This is a genomic window from Brevibacillus brevis (genome assembly GCF_900637055.1).
GTDB classification, from domain to species: Bacteria; Bacillota; Bacilli; order Brevibacillales; family Brevibacillaceae; genus Brevibacillus; species Brevibacillus brevis.
Genome location: NZ_LR134338.1, coordinates 3886003 through 3906117 on the forward strand (window position 1 = coordinate 3886003; position 20115 = coordinate 3906117).

Below are 20115 nucleotides of genomic sequence, written 5' to 3' on the forward strand. Positions count from 1 at the left end.
CCTTCTACTCCTAGAGTGGGGCACGCGACGAGGCTTTATGCAGATTCTTGTTCCGTTTTCTTCGCAGGCGGAACTCGGATTCCCGTCAACGCCTGAAACAGTACGCGTTGGTACTTCATCTCGGCATCCGGATCAGGCCGATCCAGTAGTGTTCCGAGCACTGCCCCTAAAAAGCCGAGTGGTATAGAGACCAACCCAGGATTCGTCAGTGGAAAGAGTGGCTCCGCACGAATAAGACCGGTTAGGGGATGCATAACAGTCGGTCCTAAAATGACAAGGACTACAGATGCCGTTAACCCTGTCAGGACGCCACAAATCGCTCCTCGGACGGTAAACCGCTTCCAATACAACGTAAACAACAGTAGTGGCAAATTGGATGATGCTGCTACCGCAAACGTCAGCGCAACGAGAATCGCCACGTTCATTTTTTCTGCACCGATCGCCAGCCCAATGGAGATCACGCCCACCGCAACTGACGAAAGCTTTGCCATGGTGACCTGTTCTTTTTCCGAAGCCACCCCTCGTCTGATCAGATGACTGTAGACATCATGCGCGAACGCAGAAGAGGCGGAGAGCACGAGACCTGTCACGACAGCCAATATCGTCGCGAAGGCGACAGCAGCAATATACGCCATCAAAAACTCTCCACCGAGAGCATCTGCCAAGAGCGTGACGGTCAGATTCCCCCCGAAGCCCACATTTTTCAATGCCTCGTAGCCTACAAACGTACTCGCCCCGAAGCCGAGAAAAATCGTCATCAAATAAAAGGCACCGATGACCCACGTAGCGGTGTAAATCGAATTACGAGTCGTCTTTGCGTCCTTGACTGTGAATAACCGGGAGATAATATGGGGGAGTCCGGCTGTACCAAGAATCAAAGCCAAATGCAGGGAAATCGTTTCCAGCGGATCATGAAGTTGATTTCCCGGCTGCAAGAACTGTTCCTGAAGAGGTGTAATCGTACTCACATGGGAAAACATTTCGGAGAAGCTCCAATCAAAACGAGCAAACACGATCAGGCTTAAGATCAATGTCCCTGTCAGGAGCAAAATCGCTTTAATAATCTGAACCCAGGAGGTCGCCACCATCCCGCCGAACACGACGTAAAATGTCATCAGGCTCCCGACAATCAGGACCGCCGTATCGTAACGCACTCCCAATAAATAATGAATGAGGGCACCTGCCCCAACTAATTGCGCCAGCATGTAAAAAATCGTAATTAATAGCGTCGTACAGGCAACAACGCCACGCAGCCAAAGGCTGTCAAATCGGACGGCAATCGCGTCTGCCAACGTATAGCGCCCCAAATTATGCAACGGCTCCGCAACTAAAAACAAAATAATCAGATAAGAGACAAAAAAGCCAATCGCATACACGAACCCGTCAAAGCCGTACATCGCAATCGTTCCCGCAATCCCTAAAAACGAGGCAGCACTCATGTAATCGCCTGCAATGGCAATGCCATTTTGTAACCCGTTCAAGCGATTGCCTGCTGCATAAAAGTCTTTCGTCGTACCCGTCTGTTTGGCAGCCGAATAAGTGATGGCCATCGTTCCGATAATGACGGCAAGGAAAAAGATGATCGTCGTCACGGACAATACCTCTCCCTTCTTGCAAAAATGAAAAAAAGACCAGGGGTTAACCCCAGCCTTCTCTTCGTGGCATGAGCTTCCTACATTTACTGTTTCTACGCTGAATCTTTCATTCCTGTATTCGCTTTCACCAAAATTTCCTCATACTTCTTATCATCACGGGAGCTGGACAACAAGGTTCCGATCCATGCTGCCAAAAACCCTAACGGGATCGAGACAATGCCCGGATTCGGCAACGGGAACAGCGCTTCGCCGACCAAAATGGCTTTTCCAGCTACCGGATTCCAAACGTTCGGACTCATCGCAACCAGAATGAGAGAGCTGAACAGACCGACAAGCATCCCGGTGATTGCTCCTGCTGTATTGAACCTTTTCCAGAAGATCGTGAACAAAATCACTGGTAGATTTGCACTCGCCGCTACTGCGAAAGCCAGCGCAACAAGGAAAGCCACGTTCAGATTTTGCGCAAACAAGGCGAGCAAGATGGAGACAACCGAGACACCGACAGACGCCCATTTGGCCATCTTCATTTGCTCATTTTCAGTTGCTTTTCCTTGTCGCAATACGTGTCCGTAAAAGTCGTGCGCAAAGGCAGAAGCCGCTGTCAACACCAGCCCAGCCACTACCGCGAGAATGGTAGCGAAGGCAACCGCAGATACAAAAGCGAACAAGAAGTTACCGCCTAGTGCTTGGGCAAGCAGTGGAGCTCCCATGTTGCCTGCTGGGTCCATATTCCCCGCTCCTACAAACGCTGCCGCCCCGAAGCCGAGGAAGATCGTCATGACATAGAAGGCGCCAATGATCCATGTCGCATACACAACCGATTTGCGAGCAGTCGTGGCATCTTTTACGGTGAAGAAACGAATCAAAATATGCGGCAATCCCGCTGTTCCGAGCACAAGCGCGAGATTCAGCGAAATGGTATCAAGCCCTACTTTAAACTTGTTGCCAGGATTGAGGAATTGCTCTCCCAATGGTGTCGCTGTCTTCATTTGCTCGAACATTTTCAAGAGATTAAAATCGAATTTGGCAAAAACCATCATGGAGATGATGAATGTACCGACCATCAACAAAACCGCTTTGACGATCTGCACCCACGAGGTTGCCGTCATCCCGCCAAAGACGACGTAGATTGTCATCAATGCCCCTACGATCAATACGGAGGTCGTGTAGTCCAGCCCCAATAGCAGCTTGATCAAGGCCCCTGCTCCGACCAATTGCGCGATCATGTAAAAAATCGAGATGGCAATCGAATTGAGAGCGGCGACACCACGCACCTTTTTATTGTCAAAACGCGCGGCTATCATATCTGCCATCGTGTATTTTCCTAAATTACGCAAAGGTTCTGCCACCAAGTAGAGTACAACGAGATACGCGACAAGAAAGCCGATACTGTAGAAGAAGCCATCAAACCCGCTCAGCGCAATCATCCCGGCAATCCCCAGGAAGGAAGCTGCCGACATGTAATCTCCCGCAATCGCGAGGCCGTTTTGCCAACCCGTCAGGCCTCCACCAGCGGTGTAAAACTCACTGGTCGTGTTCGTCTTTTTCGAAGCGTAAAAGGTAATGACAAGTGTCAACAATACAATGACGAGAAAGAGTAAAAATGCAGTAACGTTCATTAGCCCCTCCCACCTGCCTCTTGTTTGATTTTCTCAACAAGTTGATCAAACTGCTCTGCCCGCCTGGTGTACAGGATACAGAGACCCCATGTCATGACGAACTGAGCAAAGGCAAATACCCACGCCCACGAAATGGCTCCAAACGCTGGTTGATTCAGTACGGTGAAGTAGGAGGTTAAAATCGGAAGGGTAAAGTAAAAAATGAAGAAAAAAATAGAAGATGGCAAAATAAACGCTTTTTTTCTTTTCAAAAGCTCTTTGAAAGTGGCTGACTGAATCACTTTTGCATAATCAACAGCATCCTTTTTCTGATCCTCGGCTTTTTTTGCCGAAGCGGATTTGCCCATGGGAACCTCCCCCTCATCTACAAAAATGTAAGCGCTTCCTATATTGTAGAAAATCCTTTTCTATCCGTGTATTTTTCTGCGTAAGATGTCGGGGAGAGTGTGTCAGTGGCAGATTTTTAACCTCGATCTGCAAACGATGGATCACCGGGCTTACTCCTCGAGACGTTTGAGCAAATCCTTGGCGGAGGTCCGAGATACGGGAATACGCGGTCTTCCTTCTCCCTTCAAAATCAGGTTGTAGGCACCGTTGAACCATGGTTCGAGCTCGCTCACGAATTGAAGATTGACCAAATAGCTTTTGTGGGTACGGAAAAAGTCGTATGCGAAAAGCTTATCCGCCAGTTGTGTCAGGGTCATCCGCGTCGAATAGGTAGCCGTTTGGGTGACGATTTGCACATATCGTTCCTCCCGCACCGCATAGACAATCGTCGTTGGGTCAATGACCACTAATCTGCTATTGTCTTCTACCAACAGCTTGGTTCGTTTTGTCTGGACAGGCTCTGCTTTCGGCTTGACCAGACGTTCGCGTATCCGTTGCATCGTTTCTACCAGCCGCTTTGGCTCCACAGGCTTCAACAAATAATCGACGGCGTACAGCTTAAACGCATCGATGGCAAATTCCTCATACGCGGTACAAAACACGATGAGGGGATGCTGTTTGCGTGATGCGAGCATTCTCGCTGCCTGCGCTCCTTCCAGTTCAGGCATTTTCATATCCAGGAAGACGACATCCGGTTCGTGCACATCGACCATTTCCAACAGCTCTCGTCCATTGGTGGCATAGGGCAGCAGTTCTACGTCTCCTTCTTGTAGCAGTAAATAGCTCAGTTCTTCGCGTGCTAGTCGCTCGTCTTCTGCAATCATGACGCGTATCGGCATCAGGCACTCACCTCTTTTGTAATGGGAATGGTAAAGGTAATCGAACTGCCGCCTTCTTCTTTATTGGCAAAATGAAGTTGGGCATCTTGTCCGCACAAGCTGATCAGACGTTGGTTGACATTATGAATGCCAATTCCGTTGCCCTCCTTACTCTCCATAGGCACCTTTCCCAGAACTGGCAGCAAGTTGTCGGGAAAGCCTTGGCCATTATCTTCGATTTGAAAAACAACGTGCAGATTCTCTCGTTTCACATGGAGGACGATCTCACCGCCGTTCGTGATGTCGCGAACACCATGCTGAATGCAATTCTCAAATAACGGCTGCAACGTGCCAGGAGGAATAAGGGCTTCCTCAACACCCGTATCAATGCTGGTGCGAACGACGAATTGCTCGGAAAATCTGATTTTGATAATTTCCAAATAAGCATGCAGGTGATCCAACTCCTGTCTCACGGTGACAAGCGGACTCGCTGTGAGCTTCAGGTTGAATCGCATGAACACGCCAAGCTGAATGGTCATATGCCGGGCTAGCTGCGGATCAATTCGTATCAAGGTCACAATGGAATTCAACGTGTTGAACAAAAAGTGAGGATGAATCTGTGCCTGCAGCATTCGCAACTCTGCATCCTTCATTAACCCTTTCATTTGCTCCGTGAGCGATAGGGTCAATTGATTGGAGATCAGGTTGCCAAGTCCTTTTGCTAGTGCTTCCTGTACTTTTCCTATTTGTTGCGGCCTCCGATAATAGAGTTTGATCAGACCGACGACGCTGTCCCCTTCTTTAATCGGCACGAGAATCGCTGCATGCAGGCTACAACTTTTGCGCTTGCACCCGATGCTCTCTCGCGTCAATCCCTTGTCGATTCCACCGCTATACAGGGCCCGCTTATCGAGCTCACTATGGAGCGCTTCTCCCGGATGATGATGATCTGCCCCCACTCCCACGTGCGCAAGAAGCCGTTCTCGATCGGTTACCGCGACAGCTGCTGCTTTCGTTTCTTTTTGCAAGACGAGGGCTGCTGACTGAGCCGTTTGCGGTGTAAGCCCCCTTTTCAGGTGAGGCAAAATTCTTTCCGCTATCGTAAAGGAACGCTCCGCCTCAATGGCTGCCGAACGTTCTGCCTCTTGCAAGGCAACCCGTATCATCGTCGTAAAAATGGCAATCGAAACACTGTTCGTCAGCACCATGGGAATCCCAATCACGTTGACCATGGTTCGCGCCAGCTCGGGCGGAGCTGCCATGATCAATAAAAGCGACATCTGAATAATGGGCGCGAACATGCCGATGAACATGGCTTTGGACGGAGAAATAACCCGCTCCTGTGAGAAAAAACGCGCTACGTATCCTGCCAGCAACCCCGTGATCGGGATCGACAAGCCCATCGATGCTGCGGCGAATCCTCCCAATTGGAAGACATGAAGCCCAGCAATGACACCTGCCCCCAGGCCAACGAGAGGCCCTCCGAGCAAACCTCCAATAACGACCCCTACCAACGTAGAATTGGCGATAATTTCGTCATTCGACAAACGAAAAATCCAAAACGCAGGAAGATAGCTCTCCCCTTGCACGACCACGCCTGCATATGTACCTGCAATCCCAAACAACCCGAACATCACGGAAAATGCGATTGACGTCCCTACGTGCAATTCGCGGTCTAAAAGCTGGCGAAACAACGGTGTTCTTGTCAAAATAAATGCCAGCGTCAAAAGAATGCCCATTCTTTCAATGAGCAATAACGTGAGATTGTCCACCGCAGCCTCCCTTAGTTTAAATCTTCTATAAATTCCGCATATTGCCCTCAATTCCCTGCTGGACAGACAACCTCGCTAGGCTGATTGCATACGCTGTGTGTGCAATGCTTCAGGAGAAGGGTGATCATACCATGTGTGGAATTGTAGGATGGATTGATTGGGAAAAGGACTTATCTGGTGAACGTAATGTGCTGCAAAAAATGACCCAATGCCTCAAGGATCGAGGCCCTGATGCAGAAGGCTTTTGGCTGACTCCGCGCGCGGCCCTCGGTCATCGCCGCCTTGTGGTCGTAGACCCTGCTGGTGGACAGCAGCCTATGTCGGCTCTCAAAAACGAACATGCCTGCACCATGATCTACAATGGTGAATTGTATAATACCGAGGATTTGCGAGCAGAACTGCTGGCCTGCGGACATACCTTTCAATCTCACTCGGATACGGAGGTGCTTTTGCACACGTATTTGGAGTGGGGGCCAGATTGTCTGTCAAAGTTAAACGGCATCTTTGCTTTTGCGATCTGGGACGAACGCGAACAAAGATTGTTTGTTGGTCGTGACCGTATGGGGGTTAAGCCGCTGTTTTATGCGCAAAGAGGCAGTTCTTTTCTGCTGGCCTCCGAGCTAAAAGCCTTGCTCGCTCACCCCGAAGTCAAACCAGAGCTCTCTCGTGAAGGCTTGGCGGAGGTTTTCGGGATCAGTCCCGCTCGCACGCCTGGCCATGGTGTTTTTCATAACGTACACGAGGTTCGGCCCGGCTCCTATCTGTTGGTGACGCGTGATAGCGTCAAGCAAAAACGCTACTGGCAGCTCGAAAGCCACCCACATACGGATGACCTAGAGACAACTGCAGAACGTGTCAGAGAGTTAGTCACGGATTCGATTGAACGCCAATTGGTTGCGGATGTTCCCGTTTCGACCCTATTGTCAGGCGGGTTAGACTCGAGCATTATAACAGCCGTAGCGGCAGATCATTTTCAAAAAACAGGCCGTGGAACCCTGCACAGCTACTCCATCGATTACGTCGACAACCGAAAGCATTTCAAGGCGAGTGCTTTTCAACCGAATGAGGATGAACCTTATGTGCAACTTGTTACAAAATTTCTCGGAACCCAGCACCACACGATTGAGTTCGACACAGACGATTTGATTGCATCCCTGAAAACAGCGACACTCGCCCGCGACTTGCCGGGGATGGCTGATGTGGATGCATCCCTTTACCTGTTTTGCCGCGAAATAAAAAAAGAGACGACCGTCGTCCTCTCTGGAGAATGCGCAGATGAAGTATTTGGCGGGTATCCGTGGTTTCATCGCGAGGAACTGCTGAATGCCGGAACGTTCCCTTGGTCGAGAGCTACGAAAGAGCGTGCCTCCTGGCTATCCCCTGATCTTCGCGAATGGGTCAAACCCGAGGAATACGTTGCCATGCGGTATGAGGAATCTCTCGATGAAGTCCCACATCTTCCAGGCGAAGATCCACTTGAAGCTCGCCGACGGGAAATGTTTTATTTGAATATAACGTGGTTCATGAACACGCTGTTGGATCGCAAGGACCGAATGAGTATGGCGGCCAGTCTGGAAGCGCGCGTCCCGTTCTGTGACCACCGCATCGTGGAATACGTCTGGAACATCCCATGGGATATGAAGACGCACGGGAATCGGGAAAAAGGAATTTTGCGAAAAGCTATGGAAGGAATCTTGCCGGATGAGGTTCTGTATCGCAAGAAAAGCCCGTACCCGAAAACACATAATCCCGCCTATACGGAAGCCGTTCGCTCTTGGCTGCTGGATATTTTAAACGACCCTTCCTCTCCACTGCTTCAACTGGTAGATGTTCCAACGATTCGAAAAATTGCCGAGTCAGATGCACAGGCTTCGAGCATTCCGTTTTTCGGTCAGCTCATGAGTACACCCCAGTTGTTCGCCTATCTCGGCCAGCTGGATTATTGGCTGCGGGAATACCGTGTTTCCATTCGTGTCTAACGAAATATCAAAAGCTCCTCGCCCCTTATGTTTCGGGGGAATTGAGGAGCTTTTCGTTACTTTCTGGTCTTTTTCCGTTTCTTGGTTCTACGTACGGGTTGTGCCTTCGGGTTGAGGGGAATGGTGGGAAGAGATTGATATCTCAGATCAAACTGCTCGCCTGAGCGTTTCATGATCGTGAACGTTTTGGTTGCGCCTACTCGGATCAAACGGTAGTCGACTCGTGTTTTTTTCCCTCCCCCGCTCAGTATCGCAGCCACGGTCCGATGATCCGGCAGATTCACTTTTATCTGCAACGACAGCACGGTTGCAGGAAAAGGTGGGATATCACGATAAGGAACACAGAGCTTACCTTTTAGCATCCGTAAATGGAGATTCCGAATCATCACTTCCGTCAATTGCTTTCCCCAATACCGACGGAAAATACGGGAGATTTTTCGTTTGGTGTTGTATTTTTCGGGCAATGGCGTGTAATCCACACCGTTTACGGTATACACAGGCTTTCCTCTCGGCGAATTCGCGATCTGAGTCCAGACATGCTCTGCTGAAGTGATTAACTGCTTGAGCCTCTGCAACTCATCCAAGGATTTCACCTCCTCCATAAACCGTATGGTGGTGGGCTTATGCTAGTACGCCCGATTTCAGCTTTCCAAGCGTAATGGATAAGAATTCTGAACATACATATAAATTGCAATCATATTATCGAGATGATAGAATATAAACCGCTTTCACTTCTCTTGTCGGGAAGTGCGTTTTTTTGCCTGTCAAGTTTAGCATTATTAAATTTCTCGGAGGTTGTAATGAATTACATCATTCCCATCGTTGGCTTACTCATCGTGATCGGGTTAGCATTGTTAGGGAGCAATGGACGTAAAAAGGTCAAATACAAACCGATCTTCGTCATGATTGCTCTGCAATTTTTGCTTGCCTTTCTTCTTTTGCATACCAAGTTTGGGTTTATATTCGTTTCAGCCATTTCCAAATCGTTTGAAAAACTTCTTGCCTTTGCTGCGGAAGGGATCAATTTCGTTTTTGGCAATCTGGCAAACGACGGACAAATGTCCTTTTTCCTTGGAGTATTGCTCCCCATCGTCTTCATTTCCGTCCTGATCGGTATTTTGCGTCACTTCAAGATTTTGCCAATTGTGATGAAAGCAATTGGCTTTGTCCTAAGCAAAATTAACGGCATGGGTAAGCTGGAGTCTTACAACGCTGTCGCTTCCGCTATTGTCGGCCAAAATGAAGTCTTCATCACTGTGAAAAAACAGCTCGGTTCGTTGCCAGAGCACCGTCTGTATACGCTATGCGCGTCAGCCATGTCGACTGTTTCGATGTCGATTGTCGGTGCATACATGACGATGATTGAGCCAAAATACGTCGTCACAGCACTGTTCCTGAATCTGTTTGGCGGCTTTATTATCGCTTCCATCATCAACCCTTATACAGTGAACGAAGAAGAAGATTTACTGGAGATTCAAAGCAATGAGAAGCAGTCCTTTTTCGAAATGCTCGTCGAGTACATCATGGACGGCTTCAAGGTTGCCGTAGTCGTGGGCGCAATGCTGCTCGGTTTTGTTGCCTTGATCGCAGCTGTGAACAGCTTGTTCGGCATGATTTTCGGCTGGACGTTCCAAGAAATGCTCGGCTTCGTCTTCGCTCCTTTTGCCATCTTGATGGGCATTCCTTTTGCGGAGGCGATGACGGCTGGCAGTATCATGGCGACGAAGCTCGTAACGAACGAGTTTGTGGCGATGATCGAGCTGGGCAAAGTCGTATCTGAACTAAGCCCACGTACAGTAGGAATTCTCTCTGTCTTCCTCGTTTCGTTCGCGAACTTCTCCTCTATCGGCATCATCGCTGGTGCGGTGAAAGGTCTGAATGAGAAACAATCCAATGTGGTCGCTCGCTTTGGGTTGAAGCTGCTGTTCGGTGCCACGCTGGTTAGTCTTTTGTCTGGTGTCGTCGTCAGCTTCGTCCTGTAAGTGACATAAGAAAGTGTCCCACTGCCATGTGCAGTAGGGACACTTTTTTGTATGCAAAGCTCCTAATTTCTTATGGTTCACCCAATCCAACTTGAAAAAAAAGGATGATTGCATAGTTTGTGGAAATGAACCGAATGAAAAAATATATGGAGGAGATAAAATGAGTGACATTGGAATAAATGAAACGAGTCAAAAGCTCGACATCGGTGGAGTTAGACTATGTTTTAAATATTTTGGTGAAATAAGTGATTTTCCGACGGTGGTTTTTGATTCTGGTTATGGGTGTACATTGAACTACTGGAGTTCGATTGGCGGTGACATTTCAAAGCATACTAGGATGTTCATTTATGACCGAGCAGGTATAGGGGAAAGTGAAAGTGATGAAAGACCTCGTCATAGTCAGCAAATCATCGAGAATCTTAGAAGCTTGCTTCAAAAAGCAAACGTGTCCCCCCCTTACGTTTTGGTCGGGCACTCTTTTGGGGGATTGAATGTCCGACTATATGCAAGTACATTCCCAGAAGAGGTTGCCGGAGTGATTTTATTAGATCCATGTCATGAAGATCAAAATAAAGTCATGGTTCCATTGTTCTCTGAAGAAATTCAGGCAGCGTACTATAGTCAGTTTGTTCTTGAAGGTTCTATTCAAGAGATGGAAGAAAGCTTTGAACAAGCTCGAAATTCTAAATCACTTGGCAACAAGCCACTCATTGTCGTATCGGGTACATTACAATCTCATCATAATCCTGAATCTATGGCTGCTTGGGTCCACTTACATAAAGAGCTTACGAAATTATCAACCCGCAGCAAACATATCATCGTTGAAAATGCTGGACATGCCATTCATATTGATCAGCCAGATGTTGTCGTAGATATCATTAAGGACATGCTGCTTTCGTGTAAAGCTCAGAATAATTAAGGTGAATTGGTTCTACAGCAACTATGATCATTGGACAACTCCCTCACAATAACCCTTCCTATCCTTTCGGGTAATAAAAGTAACCAGCGAGTGTCCGGCTACAATCGAGACACTCGCTGATATTTTATCGTATGACCTTCTCCACATCGACACGTCCGGAAAAAAAGGTAGCTCCTCCCCCCATGTCCGCGATGCGATCCGGGGTCAGCGCATTTACATAATGCTTTGAGTGAGGAGCATCAGCCCACAAGCCTTGACTGACCACCACTCCCGGTAAAACATTTTCTCCTATCGATACAACCAGCTCGCATTCTCCCCGCTTATTCCATATGCGGACCGTATCTCCGTCACTTATGCCTGATGCAGACGCATCTGCCACATTCATATGCAAACGAGGTATTTTCTCCATTTTCTTATGCTTCTCATTATTCGAGAACGTGGAGTTCAAATAATTGTGATTGGGCCCCGGGACAAATAAATACGGGAAATCCCCATCATTCACCAATGGCGTGTACGTCGGTAATGGGGGCAACCCTCGTTTTGCCATTGCTTGCGAGTAAAGCTCAATTTTGCCACTTGGGGTTGGAAGGTGTTCCAAAAAGAAAGGTTCCCTATTTGCTTTGGCATATTGTTTTTCGACCAAAGTTTCATACGTGATTCCTTCCAGATGAGGATTGCCGTGTCCCTCCAACGCCTGTCTTACCATCTCTGCATCACTGTCTTGAAAAACAGGTTCGTCATATCCCATCGCAGCAGCCAGCAAGCGGAAAACCTCCGTGTTGGATTTGCTCTCTCCAAATGGGGCGATCACCGGTTGCTGAAGCTGAATGTAATGATGCCAATACGACGTGTAAAAATCCGTATTTTCATAAGAAGACGTCGCTGGCAAAACGATATCGGCATAGAGAGCCGTCTCTGTCAAAAACAAGTCATGCACGACCGTGAACAGGTCCTCTCTCGCCAAGCCTTGCCGTACTTTGTTTCCTTCCGGTGCGACAATGGCTGGATTGCTCGTATAGACGAATAGCGACTTCACCGGCGGTTCTGTATCGAGCAACGCTTTTCCAAGTTCATTCATGTTGATGACTCTCGTCTGTTTATTGGCCAGCAAATCTGGTCGCTGCACGGCAAGCTTGTTGTGCTCCAGAAAGCCTTTATTCCCTTTATTGGCCCCGCCACCTTTGACGAGCCACTGCCCTGTCAGGGCCGGAAGACAAGCAATCGTTCTTACACACATTCCACCATTGTCGTGATGCTGAATGCCGTTTCCGATGCGAATAAAGGACGGGGAAGTGGTGCCATACATTCTCGCCAATTTGTAAATATCGTCGACAGGGACACCCGTTATGGCTGATACGGTAGCAGGATCGTAGGTACGTACATGCTCCCTGAGCTCTTCATGTCCGACCGTATACTTTTCCATAAAGGCTGAATCCACCAAGTTTTCTGCAAAAAGCACATGCATGATGCCCAAAGCCAAAGCCGTATCTGTTCCGGGTAAAATCGGGATAAACCAATCAGCCCATCGACCTGTCTGATTTTTATGGACATCAATCACGATGATCTTCGCCCCGTTTTTTCGAGCCTGTTCTGCAAACACCACTTGATGCATGTTGGTGCTAACCGTATTGATCCCCCACATGATGAACAGCTTGGAATGAACGGTGTCTTCCGGATCTGTTCCAAAGGCTCCGCCCATCGTGTAGCTGTACCCTACAGCCCCTGCACTGTTGCAAATCGTCCGGTCAAGTTGACTGGCCCCCATACGATGGAAAAAACGGCGATCCATCCCTTCGACATTGATCCGCCCCATGTTTCCGTAAAAGCTGTAAGGCAAAATGCTCTCGGGACCGTCTGAGTCGATTAAGGCACGCCAGCGTTCGGTAATGGTCGCAATCGCTTCCTCCCAACTGATTCGGACAAATTCCCCGCTTCCTTTTTTGCCAGTGCGTTTCAGCGGATGCGTGAGTCGCTTGGGATCGTAAATGCGTTCTGTCATGTTTCGGACTTTGTTGCAAATATTTCCCTTCGTCACCGGATGGTTGGGGTCCCCTTCAATTTTGATGATTTTCCCCTCTTTTTTATGAAGGAGCAATCCACATTGGTCCGGGCAGTCAAGTGAACAGACTGCTGGAAAAACACCGTTTTCCTGCGTGGTATAAGTCATGGAGTTCCCCTCTTTCTCCTAACCATAACTGGCTTTTATACGCTATTATAATCGATTGAAAAAAGAAGGCACTACCCCTGCGTGAATGAGAAGTTAATGAATTTTCTTTTTATAATACCAATCGTCTCATTACGATTTCTAATGGTCCGTTCAGATTATGCTTTTCTAAAAGTGTGGCCAATAGGAGAGACACACCCCAAATACCAACGGCAATCAAAGTAGCCATTCCGTTACTAACATGTCCTCCTAAATCAAGTGCTACTGGTGAAAACAATAAAACCAGCATTGCCTCATTCCATACATAGAATGTTAAGGAACGCCTTCCTAAAGCCATGAACGAATGGAGAAAAGGCCCTACTTTTTTTAGTCTTGCCCCGATGATTCCAAAGAAAGCCGCATAAGCTAATCCTCCAGCAATTCCGGTTAAAATGTGGAATCCGTACACGAAACCAGCGAGAAAAAAACTCGGGTTCCATATGTTCCCTATAAAGGTTAAAGGCAATGCTCCTAGTATAGAAACAGCTAAGCCGATAGTTGTTATGAAAGTAAGCGTTCGTATCTGTTGCTCCGGCTTGGTTAATAATTGATAGTTGGCAATCCACATTCCCAGCAAAACGGAAGGAAGAATCGGGAACATGCCATGAATAAAAATAGGAATAAACGGGAAATAAGTCAAACTAAGTAGCAGTGTGCTAAGATAGGTGTCTGTAGCTAACACCTCTGGAGGAAACCCATAATCTCCGATGGATTCCATCGTGAAGCCCCACATTATCGGATTTGCGATGATATAGAATACCGTGATAACAATAAAGGTTCGGATCAGCGTCTTTATTTCACGTGTTAACAGCCAACTGACGAGAAGACCAGCTACCCCATAGGCCATTAAAATATCTTGACCGCCAATGATCACCACTAAAACTGCTCCAAATACTATCAAATACCAGGAACGCCTCCGGACCGCCTTTACAGCATCTTTTTCTCTTTTTCCTTTCGCCATTTGACTATTAAAAGCCAGTACCAAACCATAACCGAATAAAACGGCAAACATCGCTCTTGCTCTGTTATCAATGATGAACATGCCAAAAAGATTGACAACTTGATCAAAGAAATTCTGACTTTCCATTCTGTGAACGATCCCGGGTTCCAAAGCGTACAGATACAGCGGGGCATGTGCGAGTGCAATAAGTAGTAACATAGCGCCTCTGGCCAGATCTAATGAAACGGCACGTTTTTTTGTCTCCGCCGTTATCATATGAAGTAAAACGGACATACGATCCACTCCTTTGTTTGTTGCCAAAAGTTCAACGGTATCGTTAGACAATGAGCTTCATCACCATTTTTACGAGCTCAACGGCGTATTGCTCCATGGGTATAGATGAATTCGGCTTAAGCATTCTTTCTTCGATCGCCCCGATAATAAAGGATGCTACTATTTCTGTTTGAAAGGATGGAGTAAATTCCCCATTCTGTTGGCCTTCCTTGAGAATATCCACTACCATCTTTCTAAGTCCGTCCTCTTCAGGTTCGTCTTCCATTCTGTAATATGGCACCCCATTTTCATTCCGAGCATTAAAAACAATCTCAATCAAGGCAATTGTATGTTTATAATGGGTTTCTTGATAAGTCAGATGTGCCTCTATAAAAGCTTCCAGTTGTTTCGTTGCAGAATGTGATAACACAACGTTCCCACGAATAAAATCAAGTTGCTTCGCTATCAAAAACAGTAAGGTATGATTCATAAGATCAAGCTTGTCACGAAAATGATAAGAAATAAGCCCTGTGCTAATCCTGGCTTTTTTTGCTACCTTCGTTAAGCTTAAATTGTGATAGCCAACCTCTTCCAATGTATCAATACAAGCAAGAACAATTTGCTCTCTTCTAGCCTCGGCAATAAAAGAATCAGTCATTGCTATTCCACTCCTGATGGATAGTTTTTGGTCGATTAATCAAAAAATTGATTGGTCATTCAAATTTTATGCAGGCGGATTTTAATTGTCAAGAGGACCCAGAGCCAAAAAAGGACACCATCTGTGATGGTGTCCCTTTTTCTACGATTTCAGAAATCCCAATCCAGCAAGTCCTCCAGCAGTTCGCGGGAAAATGCTAATTGCTCCGGTGTGTATTTATCCAGAAAACCCATAAATCGCTGTTCAATGTCCTGATGCACCTGGTGATGAATCTTATACAGCTTTTGTCCCTTTGCGGTTAGCCGGTAGTACACTTCTTTCTTATTATCAACCAGCTGTTGCCTTTTAATTAAATCAAGCTTCCATAACTTTTTGCTGATCCGTGTTATGGACCCTTTCGTTAAGTTGACTTTTTCCGAAATCGTGGTGACGTTAATGGGACCATGATCTCCGATACAGGCAATGAAATGAATTTCGGATAGCGTAAGGTTTAGCTTCATTCCCATCTCGGATTCCAGCTTCTGCATCTCTTCCGCCATTCGTGTAGTTAAATTGCTTTCTCGCTGCTCTTGCTGCGTAACGAGCTGTATGTAAAGCTGCATAATCCGCTGCTTGGAAAGCTCTGTGTTTTGCATATCATGTCTCCTAAATAACCATCTCCTCTCCATTATATACTGATTGTTTCGAGAAAAACAATTTATTTTGTTTCGCACAAAACAATCCTGCAACAATTAAACTTGCCCGCACCAGTGAGTGATTCCTTTCCGAATGGCTTCCATCGGATTAGACTCTGACTGGGAAACAGCCCAAGCGACATATCCATCCGGTCGAATCAGCGCTGTATGCACGTCATGCCAGTCAGTAGCTCCCTCAGCAAGCGAAGCGCGAAGCACATGGACATGCTTGTATTTCGACCAATCGAAAGCATTGTCCAATCGTTCATCCGATCCTAAATGTAGCAAAAGGAATGAACCGGAATGAAAAAGCTCGTATGCATTCTGGCACTCACCGTTCTCCAGACGCAGATTCAACTCTGTAAAACGTCGACCATTCAATACATGCGGCTGCATCTCCCCATCCGGTTCATATTGGATATTGAATGCAGAGATTTGGGTAGCCAGCAGATAATTTGCCTCGGGTATTTGCAGCAGGTCGGACACCATATTCCTCAAAGCGATAACGGATGGGGAGAATTCCATACTACCGAACAGCAACGACTGCACCTGAGTATTCGTTAGCAATGCGGTATTGATGGGGAAACGCTCCGTATGATAGCTGTCCAACAGCCAATCCGGTGCCCAACCTTTTAATTGGGCCGCCAGCTTCCACCCTAGGTTGATTGCCTCTTGCAGGCCAACGTTCATCCCCTGTCCTCCGGCTGGAAAATGAATATGCGCCGCATCTCCCGCCAGGAAAATCCGTCTCTCCCGATAACGCTGAGCTTGCAAGGTCGCATTTCCAAAACGAGTCATCCAAAACGGGTCGGAAATCCCCAAATCGTCGCCAAGAATACGCAGTAAACTAGTGCGCAATTCCTCCAAGGAAACTGGTTCTTCCTTTGGCACTGCCATTCGCTCCGGATCGATCAGCACCACCCGATGCATCCCTTTTGGCAAGGGTACAATCATGACCAAACCATGCTCATTAAAGTGTGAAGCAGCTCCTGATTCTGGGGGATTTTTCAAAACAACATCCCCCTGCATAGCTGTAAAAGTAGCATTTTTGCCGATAAACGGAATGCCTGCCTCCTTGCGGACAATGCTGGCAGCTCCGTCTGCACCGACCACATAGAGTGCCGTAAGCACAGCCTTTCCATTCGGCACGGAAGCCTCAACCTCAACCCCGTGCTGATCTTGGTGTACGGCCATTACCTCCACTTCTCTGCGTATTTCCACCCCTAGACTTTTTGCCCACTCCTCTAGTATCTTCTCCGTGTCATGTTGGGGAATAATCAGTGTGTAGTTAGAGGAAGAATCCAAGACAGAAAAATCCAAGCGTGTATCAAGCGCAGCAAAATGCCCCGTCGAAATCGGCTTTACTCTATCAAGTAATTTCGCTTTCAACCCGCGCAAATCCAGGATTTCAAGTGTGCGCGGATGTACAGTGAGTGCCCGTGAATACGGAGTCGTTTCCTTTAACCGCTCAAGTACGCACACCTTCATTTTAGCCAACGCCAGCTCTCCAGCCACCATCATGCCAACTGGTCCACCACCAACAATAATCACGTCATAATCAACCTGCATTGAAACCACTCCTCTTTTTGTTTTGCACGAAACAATATGAATATATCACATCTTTTTTTAATTGAAAACCATTTTCAATTAAATACTTTTTAAAGACGATGCCAGCAAATGAAAAGGCGACCCCTTCTCGAATGGAGGAAGAGATCGCCTTTTTCTATTTTCTTATCGTTTTGCTACAACAATGGCATAGACATGACCTTGGTCATTTGTCCACAAATCCACTTTGTCTTTGGTGGAAAGATCGCTTTCTTTCAAGTCATTACCGTTGTAGTATTTGATCTTTGCGTCTTCCGTCATCTTCAAGCTCGTCGATACGTCACCGAAGAATACGTATTTGTCTTTGTTCACACGGGATTCGATTCCGACGAAACTCACGTTTTCTTTCGCAAGTTTTCCACTGATGGAAGCAGCAATGACATCACCGTCACGATCAAGAGTCAATGTCACGTACTCAAATTGATCAACGTCTTCAATCGCGTCCTCATCCGTTACATCGTACGTCTTGCCGTTAACCTCTACTTTCGCGGAAGTCACCTTGCCGTCATCGTTACGAACCTCAACAGAGTCAACCACGCCGCTTACTTTCCTAGGCGCACCTGTAACGGCTTTTACTTTGCCAGCGTTGTTGAGTGTCAGCGTGTACTCTTTGTCGTTGGATGCTGCATCGCTGTCAATTGTGACGCCGGACAAGAGCTCATACACTTTCCCGTTCACGGTAATTTTGGAACCGGATTTTTTCGTCACGTATCCTTTTACGGTTTGCTTTTCCAAAGTCAGTTCCACAATGTCATTCGTGCCGACATTGTATTTCCACGTAAGGATACGGTGGTCATTAAACTGATCGGTTTTAACCATGGTTGGTGATACGGAGTCACCATCGACTGTCAGCTTCGCGTTGGTCAAGATATCGTAGGTTTTCCCGTCGATTTTCACAGTTGCCAGCTTTCCTGCTGCATACGCGGTTGTGTCGGAGACCAGCTTGTTCGTAGCTGCTCCTACACCCTGCTCTACTTTCACCAGATTTCCATTCTTGTCAAACGTAAGCACTGCAATTTGGCCGCTCGTCAACTCATCCAGCTCATCTACTTCGTCTTCGTCTACGAACAACTCAGTATCTTCATGCACCTCGTAATTGACGCCAGCAACGCGAATCAGGTTTTTGTTTGTATCAACGGTGATCGTATCCGTGAAGCTCAGCTTCGTGTAAACAAGCTCGGATACTTTGCCGTCTACATTGAGTGTCAGCTCGACCAAGTCGTCTTTTTCGATGTCAGAGAACGATGCACTTGTTGCTTTCGCCTCTGGATGCGCCTTGCCTTTGATCGTTGCTTTGGAATCCAGAACATATGTCGTGCCGTCTACCCTCAGCTCTTTCTTCGAGTTGGAACCGCTCACGGAAGATACTTTTTCCACAATTCCTTTTGTCGTGTTGTCGCTAATCGTGATGGACTTGATCTTGCCATTGTCGCCAACGACTGCCACAAACTTTTGGCCGATGTGAGAACGGCTTACATTTACACCATCTTCTACTTCCAAAACGACTTCTCTTCCATTGACGATTGCCTTGAATTTCTTCTCATCGCCTACAGCCGTTGTAAAATTAAGGCCAGTCTTCACGATCCCTTCGACGATTTCGGAGTCAGAAGTAACAACGGTGAGGAAAGCCACTCGGCCGTTTTTCGTGATGTATTCTACTTGCGCGCCTACGACCAGATTGCCGTATACTTGCGCGGAATCAGCAATTTCGATTTCTTTGTTTTGTCCGACTAGTTTCAGCTTTTTGCCAGACTTGTCATACGAAGCGACTGCGCCCTTTACTACTGGCAGCTTTTGAATGGTTCCTTTTGCATTGCCATCTTTGTCGTAGTATGCGCCGTTTGCGTATACAGGCGTTTCCATGAACTTATCTGTATACTTCGCGACGATATCACGCGGAGCTGCTGCTGTCGGTGTTTCTTTTGCATCGTAGATACCTGCTCTGTCCGCTTCCAGCAAGTACGGGATGTACCACTCGCTTGATGCTGATGGACGAACGTCGATCTTCAAGCCTTGAACGTAAACAGTCAACGCTTCCGCAATTTTTACATTGTGATTCGGTTTGAAGGTGCCATCTGGATAGCCCTTGATAATGCCTTGCGATACAGCGAGATTGATATAGCCTGTCGCCCAGTGATCTGCAGGCAGATCTTTAAAGACTGTTTTTCCTTGCAAGAGCTTTGCTTGCGCATCTGTGTACCCAAGTGCCAGCACCGCAACTTTGGCGAACTCCGCTCTCGTCACTTCTTTATTCGGCTTGAACGTGCCATCGGTATATCCTTTTAACACACCTGCATAATTCAATTTCAGAATCGCGTCTTTATTAACGTTTCCTCCGATGTCGGAGAATGGCAGTGCCGTAGCAGCCAATCCGGTCCCCGGCAATGCAAGCGAACCTGCCAGAACCGCTGTCGCCAATAATTTTTTGAAATCCTTGCTTGCCCGATTCTTTGCTTTTTGCAAAATAAACCCCTCCGTTAATGTAACAGTTTCATCAGTTTTTTCTCTCCAGCAGACACTCCCATTTGAAGAAATGATAGATAAGTCCACAGTAGAACTGTTTTCTTCTGCCGAATGCTCTTTTTAGACGACAAGATTTCCGAAAAAGTTTCAAGGCTTGTTCACGGTAATTCATTCCACTGTTCTTAAACATAGATAGGTAGCGGGTTCACGATATTTCGCAGAACGTAA

The 20115-nt window shown here is 47.2% G+C and carries 15 protein-coding genes; 3 read left to right on the plus strand and 12 right to left on the minus strand.

Features of this window, described 5'->3' with window-relative positions; all coding sequences use genetic code 11:
* Window positions 1-35 precede the first annotated feature (35 nt).
* The 5 genes from EL268_RS18535 to EL268_RS18555 form a co-directional block, all read right to left on the minus strand.
* Window positions 36-1598, minus strand: coding sequence for a solute symporter family protein (locus EL268_RS18535; RefSeq protein WP_373863410.1), 1563 nt, complete (start codon window positions 1596-1598; stop codon window positions 36-38).
* Window positions 1599-1687: 89 nt separating this feature from the next.
* Window positions 1688-3214, minus strand: a complete 1527-nt coding sequence (locus EL268_RS18540; RefSeq protein ID WP_106652794.1) for a solute symporter family protein — start codon at window positions 3212-3214, stop codon at window positions 1688-1690.
* The gene (locus EL268_RS18545) at window positions 3214-3561 is read right to left on the minus strand and encodes a DUF485 domain-containing protein (RefSeq protein ID WP_106652793.1); all 348 of its coding nucleotides are present in this window, start codon (window positions 3559-3561) and stop codon (window positions 3214-3216) included. The genes EL268_RS18540 and EL268_RS18545 overlap by 1 nt, the downstream gene beginning before the upstream one ends.
* A gap of 150 nt (window positions 3562-3711) precedes the next feature.
* A complete protein-coding gene (locus EL268_RS18550) occupies window positions 3712-4440 on the minus strand; it encodes a LytR/AlgR family response regulator transcription factor (RefSeq protein ID WP_106652792.1) in 729 nt (242 codons plus the stop codon).
* Window positions 4440-6191: a LytS/YhcK type 5TM receptor domain-containing protein gene (locus EL268_RS18555; protein ID WP_106652791.1), complete on the minus strand. Its 1752-nt coding sequence runs from the start codon at window positions 6189-6191 to the stop codon at window positions 4440-4442. The genes EL268_RS18550 and EL268_RS18555 overlap by 1 nt, the downstream gene beginning before the upstream one ends.
* A gap of 131 nt (window positions 6192-6322) precedes the next feature.
* On the opposite strand from EL268_RS18555, the gene asnB reads away from it, so the two are divergent.
* Window positions 6323-8170 carry an asparagine synthase (glutamine-hydrolyzing) gene (gene asnB, locus EL268_RS18560; RefSeq protein ID WP_106652790.1) on the plus strand — a complete coding sequence of 616 codons (1848 nt, stop codon included), beginning with the start codon at window positions 6323-6325 and terminating at the stop codon, window positions 8168-8170.
* 56 nt (window positions 8171-8226) lie between these two features.
* Here the strand turns inward: asnB and EL268_RS18565 are convergent, their stop codons facing one another.
* Window positions 8227-8763, minus strand: a complete 537-nt coding sequence (locus EL268_RS18565; RefSeq protein WP_106652789.1) for a DL-endopeptidase inhibitor IseA family protein — start codon at window positions 8761-8763, stop codon at window positions 8227-8229.
* Between the two features lie 207 nt (window positions 8764-8970).
* On the opposite strand from EL268_RS18565, the gene EL268_RS18570 reads away from it, so the two are divergent.
* Both EL268_RS18570 and EL268_RS18575 read left to right on the plus strand, forming a co-directional pair.
* Window positions 8971-10152 carry a NupC/NupG family nucleoside CNT transporter gene (locus EL268_RS18570; protein WP_106652788.1) on the plus strand — a complete coding sequence of 394 codons (1182 nt, stop codon included), beginning with the start codon at window positions 8971-8973 and terminating at the stop codon, window positions 10150-10152.
* A 160-nt stretch (window positions 10153-10312) separates the two neighbouring features.
* Window positions 10313-11071: an alpha/beta fold hydrolase gene (locus tag EL268_RS18575; protein ID WP_106652787.1), complete on the plus strand. Its 759-nt coding sequence runs from the start codon at window positions 10313-10315 to the stop codon at window positions 11069-11071.
* 124 nt (window positions 11072-11195) lie between these two features.
* Here the strand turns inward: EL268_RS18575 and EL268_RS18580 are convergent, their stop codons facing one another.
* The 6 genes from EL268_RS18580 to EL268_RS18605 all read right to left on the minus strand — a co-directional run bounded on the left by EL268_RS18580 (window position 11196) and on the right by EL268_RS18605 (window position 19887).
* Complete coding sequence (locus EL268_RS18580; protein WP_106652786.1) at window positions 11196-13238, minus strand: molybdopterin-containing oxidoreductase family protein; 2043 nt, start codon at window positions 13236-13238, stop codon at window positions 11196-11198.
* A gap of 109 nt (window positions 13239-13347) precedes the next feature.
* On the minus strand, window positions 13348-14508 hold the full coding sequence (locus tag EL268_RS18585; protein ID WP_232029933.1) for a DUF418 domain-containing protein: 1161 nt from the start codon (window positions 14506-14508) through the stop codon (window positions 13348-13350).
* 43 nt (window positions 14509-14551) lie between these two features.
* Window positions 14552-15145 (minus strand): TetR/AcrR family transcriptional regulator, encoded by a 594-nt coding sequence (locus EL268_RS18590; RefSeq protein ID WP_106652785.1) that lies wholly within the window; start codon window positions 15143-15145, stop codon window positions 14552-14554.
* A gap of 149 nt (window positions 15146-15294) precedes the next feature.
* Window positions 15295-15780 carry a MarR family transcriptional regulator gene (locus EL268_RS18595; RefSeq protein WP_106652784.1) on the minus strand — a complete coding sequence of 162 codons (486 nt, stop codon included), beginning with the start codon at window positions 15778-15780 and terminating at the stop codon, window positions 15295-15297.
* Between the two features lie 96 nt (window positions 15781-15876).
* Entirely contained in the window at window positions 15877-17388 is a 1512-nt protein-coding gene (locus tag EL268_RS18600) for a monooxygenase (protein WP_106652783.1), read from the minus strand.
* A 162-nt stretch (window positions 17389-17550) separates the two neighbouring features.
* Complete coding sequence (locus EL268_RS18605; RefSeq protein WP_106652782.1) at window positions 17551-19887, minus strand: S-layer homology domain-containing protein; 2337 nt, start codon at window positions 19885-19887, stop codon at window positions 17551-17553.
* Between the last annotated feature and the right edge of the window lie 228 nt (window positions 19888-20115).

What these genes read in the sequence shown, in the direction of transcription:
- EL268_RS18575 (WP_106652787.1), top strand. Translation starts at nt 10,313, where the DNA reads ATGAGTGACATTGGAATAAATGAAACGAGTCAAAAGCTCGACATCGGT.
- EL268_RS18540 (WP_106652794.1), bottom strand. Translation starts at nt 3,214, where the DNA reads ATGAACGTTACTGCATTTTTACTCTTTCTCGTCATTGTATTGTTGACA.
- EL268_RS18600 (WP_106652783.1), bottom strand. Translation starts at nt 17,388, where the DNA reads ATGCAGGTTGATTATGACGTGATTATTGTTGGTGGTGGACCAGTTGGC.
- EL268_RS18580 (WP_106652786.1), bottom strand. Translation starts at nt 13,238, where the DNA reads ATGACTTATACCACGCAGGAAAACGGTGTTTTTCCAGCAGTCTGTTCA.
- EL268_RS18590 (WP_106652785.1), bottom strand. Translation starts at nt 15,145, where the DNA reads ATGACTGATTCTTTTATTGCCGAGGCTAGAAGAGAGCAAATTGTTCTT.
- EL268_RS18585 (WP_232029933.1), bottom strand. Translation starts at nt 14,508, where the DNA reads ATGTCCGTTTTACTTCATATGATAACGGCGGAGACAAAAAAACGTGCC.
- EL268_RS18570 (WP_106652788.1), top strand. Translation starts at nt 8,971, where the DNA reads ATGAATTACATCATTCCCATCGTTGGCTTACTCATCGTGATCGGGTTA.
- EL268_RS18550 (WP_106652792.1), bottom strand. Translation starts at nt 4,440, where the DNA reads ATGCCGATACGCGTCATGATTGCAGAAGACGAGCGACTAGCACGCGAA.
- EL268_RS18595 (WP_106652784.1), bottom strand. Translation starts at nt 15,780, where the DNA reads ATGCAAAACACAGAGCTTTCCAAGCAGCGGATTATGCAGCTTTACATA.
- asnB (WP_106652790.1), top strand. Translation starts at nt 6,323, where the DNA reads ATGTGTGGAATTGTAGGATGGATTGATTGGGAAAAGGACTTATCTGGT.
- EL268_RS18545 (WP_106652793.1), bottom strand. Translation starts at nt 3,561, where the DNA reads ATGGGCAAATCCGCTTCGGCAAAAAAAGCCGAGGATCAGAAAAAGGAT.